At 75.9% G+C, this 4,666-nt stretch carries 5 protein-coding genes; 1 reads left to right on the top strand and 4 read right to left on the bottom strand.

What is annotated here, in order from left to right:
• Positions 1–16: 16 nt before the first annotated feature.
• Positions 17–862 carry a trans-aconitate 2-methyltransferase gene (locus FNQ90_RS13210; RefSeq protein ID WP_182606559.1) on the bottom strand — a complete coding sequence of 282 codons (846 nt, stop codon included), beginning with the start codon at positions 860–862 and terminating at the stop codon, positions 17–19.
• A 101-nt stretch (positions 863–963) separates the two neighbouring features.
• Here FNQ90_RS13210 and FNQ90_RS13205 point away from each other — a divergent pair, with 101 nt between their 5' ends.
• On the top strand, positions 964–1,461 hold the full coding sequence (locus tag FNQ90_RS13205; RefSeq protein WP_143619052.1) for a MarR family winged helix-turn-helix transcriptional regulator: 498 nt from the start codon (positions 964–966) through the stop codon (positions 1,459–1,461).
• A gap of 150 nt (positions 1,462–1,611) precedes the next feature.
• On the opposite strand, the gene FNQ90_RS13200 is transcribed toward FNQ90_RS13205, so the two are convergent.
• The 3 genes from FNQ90_RS13200 to FNQ90_RS13190 all read right to left on the bottom strand — a co-directional run.
• Positions 1,612–2,298: a response regulator transcription factor gene (locus FNQ90_RS13200; protein ID WP_182606558.1), complete on the bottom strand. Its 687-nt coding sequence runs from the start codon at positions 2,296–2,298 to the stop codon at positions 1,612–1,614.
• Positions 2,299–2,805: 507 nt separating this feature from the next.
• Positions 2,806–4,068 carry a galactokinase gene (gene galK / locus FNQ90_RS13195; protein ID WP_182606557.1) on the bottom strand — a complete coding sequence of 421 codons (1,263 nt, stop codon included), beginning with the start codon at positions 4,066–4,068 and terminating at the stop codon, positions 2,806–2,808.
• Positions 4,065–4,666 (bottom strand): NAD-dependent epimerase/dehydratase family protein (locus FNQ90_RS13190; protein ID WP_182606556.1); only part of this gene is annotated, 602 nt, incomplete at its 5' end. The genes galK and FNQ90_RS13190, both read right to left, overlap by 4 nt.

Genomic DNA, 4,666 nt, shown 5'->3' with positions numbered 1-4,666 from the left:
CCGCCCCGCCCGGGCCTCACCCGGCGGGGTGGCGGGCGACGGCGAACAGGCGGCGGAAGGGGAAGACGGTGGTGCCGTCCGGGCGACGGGGATAGGCCCCGCGCAGCCGCTCGGCGTACTCGGCCGAGAACGCCTCCCGCTCCGCCGGCGCGTCGGCGAGCGCGGTGAGGACGGGCCGCAGGGCGGTGCCCCGGGTCCACTCCAGGACGGGGTCCGGGCCGGTGAGGAGTTGCCGGTACTCGGTGGTCCACAGGTCCACCGAGCAGCCGGTGGCGGCCAGGGCGTCGTGGTAGCCGTCGGGGTCGAGGATCGGGGTGGGGCCGCGCAGCACGCGGCCGAGGCGGTCCCGCCACCGGGGTGAGGCGCACAGTTCGCGCAGCAGCACATGGCTCGGGGCGTCGAAGTTGTCGGGCACCTGGAAGGCGAGGACGCCGCCGGGGAGCAGCCCCGCCACCCACTCCGGGAAGCGCTCGGCGTGGCCCGGGATCCATTGCAGGGCGGCGTTGGAGACGATCAGGCCGTGGGGTTCGGCCGGGCGCCAGTCGGCGAGGTCGGACCGGGCGAAGTCCACGAGGCCACCGCCGGGCGCGGGGCCGGCGTGCTCCCGGGCGGCCTCCAGCATCTCCCGCGAGTTGTCCCAGCCGGTGACCCGGGCGCCGGGGAAGCGCGCGGCGACCATGCGCGTGGGCGCGCCGGGGCCGCACCCGAGGTCGGCGATGCGCAGGGGCGTGCCGGGCCCGGTGGGCGGTTCGGGACCGTCGGCGACCCGATCGAGGAGTTCGCGCAACGGGCGCAGGCGGTGGTCGGCGTGGCGCAGGTACTGTCCGGGGTCCCAGCGGGGGGCGGTCGACTCGTCGCTCATGATTCGATCACACCCGCACTTTCTCTCGATGTCAAGATTCATTGAATCAAGAGAGTTGCCATCAAGAGACTTCACATCGACACAACTACTACACTGACCCCATGGAGGACGAGGTCGATCGGCTGGTGGCGGCCTGGCGACGGGAGCGACCGGACCTGGACGTGGAGCCGCTGGAGGTGCTCAGCCGCGTCAGCAGGCTGGCGCGGCACCTGGACCGCGCACGGCGCACCGCTTTCGCCGAACTGGGTCTGGAGCCGTGGGAGTTCGACGTGCTCACCGCCCTGCGCCGGGCCGGTACGCCCTACCAGCTCTCGCCCGGCCGGCTGCTCACCCAGACCCTGGTCACCTCCGGCACCATGACCAACCGGATCGACCGGCTCGCCAAGCGCGGCCTGGTGGAGCGCCTCCCCGATCCCGAGGACCGGCGCGGGGTGCTGGTGCGACTCACCGACACCGGTCGCGACCACGCCGACCGCGCCCTGGCCGGACTGCTGGACCGGGAACGGGAGATCCTGGCCGAGCTGAGCACCCCCCAGCGCCGTGAGCTGGCCGCCCTGCTCCGCGAGTTGACCGCCCCCTTCGACAACACCCCGTACTGAGCACCGCTCCGCGCCGGACACGGGCCCCTCGCCCGCCCCGGAACCGGCGCGCGGAGGTCGCCCGGCGCGCGGAGGTCCGTACGCGCGGACACCGCCCCGGCCCCCGGGCCGCCCCGTTCCGGCAGGTCGTTCGTCCGGTTGTCCGGACGCTCAGTCGGCGGGCGGCACCCCGGCCCGGCGGGCCAGCGCCACGGCCGCCAGCGTCGAGTGCACCCCCAGCTTTCCCAGGACGTTCTGCATGTGGGTGCGCACGGTGTGCGGAGAGAGGTACAGGCGTTCGGCGACCGCCTTGCGCCCCAACCCCGCCAGCATGCAGCGCAGCACCTCCAACTCGCGCGGCGTCAGCGCCTCCACCAACCGTTCGTGCTCGCTGCGGTGCAGGGTCTCGCGGGTCAGCTCCGCCAACACGCCGGTCAGCAGCCCCGGCGACAGGTGCGTCTCCTCCCGCACCACACCGCGCACCACCTGGAGCAGCCGCGCCAGCGAGCAGTCCTTCGCCACCCAGCCGCGCGCCCCGGCCGACAACAGCCGGGCGCAGGCGCGCGGGTCGTCCTCCGCCGCCAGCACCACCACGTGCAGTCGGGGCTGCCGGGCCCGCCAGGCGCCGATCCGGGCCGCCAGCGCGGTGCCTGCGTCCTCGGCGCCCTCGGCGCCGGCGTCCACCAACAGCACCCGCAGCGGGTCACCGGCCTCCCGGGCCCGCTCCACCAGTCGATCGGCCGCCGCGGCCCCGCCGGTGGCGGCGGCCTCCACGTCCGGCTCGGCGGTCAGCGCCATCGCCAGGGACTCGGCGAACACACGGTGACGGTCCACCACCAGGACCCGGATCCGCTCCACCCTCACCCCTGTACCGCGACCCGAGGGTCGCCGTCGCCCGACACGGCGGGCGGGCACGACGCCCTCCGGCCGGCTCCCCGGGTGTCCGCTCGGCCGCCGCCGAGCGGACGGGTCACCGGACGACGGACACCGTGCCCCCCTGTCTCGCCCCCTGATCGGCACCGGCCCCCACCGGTGCTGCGCCCAGAGTACGGGCCCGGGCGGCCCCCGACAGGGGTTTGGGGGAATCCCCTCCGCCCACCCGGTACCGACTTCGTCACGAGCCCGCGTTCCCGCTCGGTACGGCCGGGCCGGGCCCCCGGCGCGGCGTTTCCGATCTCACCCGTCCGGGTGATGCCGGGAAGATCGACGGGCCCGCCGCGGTGTCGGACACCCGGGGATTCGGGGCTTGCGTGAAGGGGACGGCCGACCGGCGGACCCGGCCGGCGCCCGCCGGACCCCGGAACCACACCGGAACCACACCGGTGCCGTCCCCACCCCGGCCCCGGGGCCGGGGTGGGGACGGCGTCAGAGGATGCGGCGGGCGCCGGCCGAGGGGACGGCCTCGAAGACGCGCGGCTGCGGGTGCCCGGCGGCGGCCGAGGCGGCGACCACCCGCTCCCCCAGCTCGCCGACCGCGTCGGCCTCGACCAGCACGACGGCCGACCCGCCGAAGCCGCCGCCGGTCATCCGGGCGCCCAGCGCGCCGGCGGCCACCGCCGTGCCGACCACCAGGTCCAGCTCGGGGCAGGAGACCCGGAAGTCGTCGCGCAGCGAGGCGTGACCCTCGCTCAGCACCGGCCCGAGCTCCCGGGCCCGGCCGGCCTCCAGCAGCTCCACCACCCGGGCGACCCGCTCGTTCTCGGTGACCACGTGCCGCACCAGGGCGCGGACCACGGGGTCGCCCAGGGGGGCGAGCGCGTCGTCCAGTCCGTCGTGCGGGATCGAGCGCAGGGAGGGGACGCCCAGCGCCTCGGCCCCCGCCTCGCAGCCGGCGCGGCGCTCGGCGTATCCCCCGTCGGCGAGGTCGTGCTTGACCCGGGTGTCCACGACCAGCAGCCGCAGCCCCTCGACGGCCATGTCGAAGGGCACCTGCCGGGCCGCCATGTCCCGGGTGTCCAGGTGCAACAGGTGACCGGCGGTGCAGCAGGCGGAGGCCATCTGGTCCATGATCCCGCACGGGACCCCGACGAAGGCGTTCTCGGCGCGCTGCGCGATCCGGGCCAGCCGCTGCCCGTCGGGCACCGCCCCGTACAGCTCGCACAGCGCCATGGCCGAGGCGACCTCCAGCGCGGCGGAGGAGGAGAGGCCGGCACCGGTGGGCACGGTGGAGGTGACGCACAGCGAGGCGCCGCCGACCTCGTGACCGGCGTCCCGCAGCGCCCACAGCACGCCGGCGGGGTAGCCGGTCCACCCCGGCACGGCGCCGGGGGTGAGGTCCTCCAGGGGGAGCACCGCCACCGGCCCCGGCAGGTCGGCCGAGTACAGCGCGAGGACGCCGTCCCCGCGGGGTGCGGCGGCGACGGTCGTGGTGTGCGGGAGGGCCAGCGGCATCACGAAGCCGTCGTTGTAGTCGGTGTGCTCGCCGATCAGGTTGACCCGACCCGGCGCGGCCCACACCCCGGTGGGTTCGGCGCCGAAGATCCGCTCGAAGAGGCGGGCGGTGTCGGAGGCCCGGGCGGCGTCGGAGGCGCGCGCGTCGTCCGCCGTCACGGTGGAGTCCGGCGCGAGGGCGGTGTCCGGCGCGACGGGGTCGCCCGGGGACGCGGAGGCCGCGGAGGAGGAGTTCATGGCGTGGGGGCGTCCTTCCGCTGCTGCTCGCTCCGGGCGAACTCCCAGGCATCGGCGATGATCCCGGCCAGGTCGGCCCGGGAGGGGTTCCACCCCAGGCGGGTCCGGGCGCGCTCGGCGGAGGCCACCAGCACGGCCGGGTCGCCCCCGCGCCGCTCGGCGGCGACCTCGGGGATGGGGTGCCCGGTGACCTGCCGGGCGGTCTCGATCACCTCCCGGACGGAGAAGCCGTTGCCGTTGCCGAGGTTGCAGATCAGGTGCTCACCGCCGATGGCGGAGTCCAGGGCCAGCAGGTGGGCCTCGGCGAGGTCGTCCACGTGGATGTAGTCGCGCACGCAGGTGCCGTCGGGGGTGGGGTAGTCCTCGCCGAAGACGTGGATGGCCTCCCGGGTGCCCAGGGCGACCCGGAGCACCAGCGGGATGAGGTGGCTCTCCGGGTCGTGCCGCTCGCCCTGCGCGCCGTGCGCCCCGGCGACGTTGAAGTAGCGCAGCGAGACGGCGGCCAGGCCGTGCGCGGCGCACTCCCCGGTGATCATGTGGTCCACGGCGAGCTTGCTCGCGCCGTAGGGGCTGGTGGGGGCCTGTCTCTTATACACCT

This window comes from Streptomyces alkaliphilus, assembly GCF_014141535.1.
Classification (GTDB): Bacteria; Actinomycetota; Actinomycetes; order Streptomycetales; family Streptomycetaceae; genus Streptomyces; species Streptomyces alkaliphilus.
The sequence above is the reverse complement of the archived record's forward strand: the minus strand, read 5'-3'. Positions and strand labels throughout refer to the sequence as shown.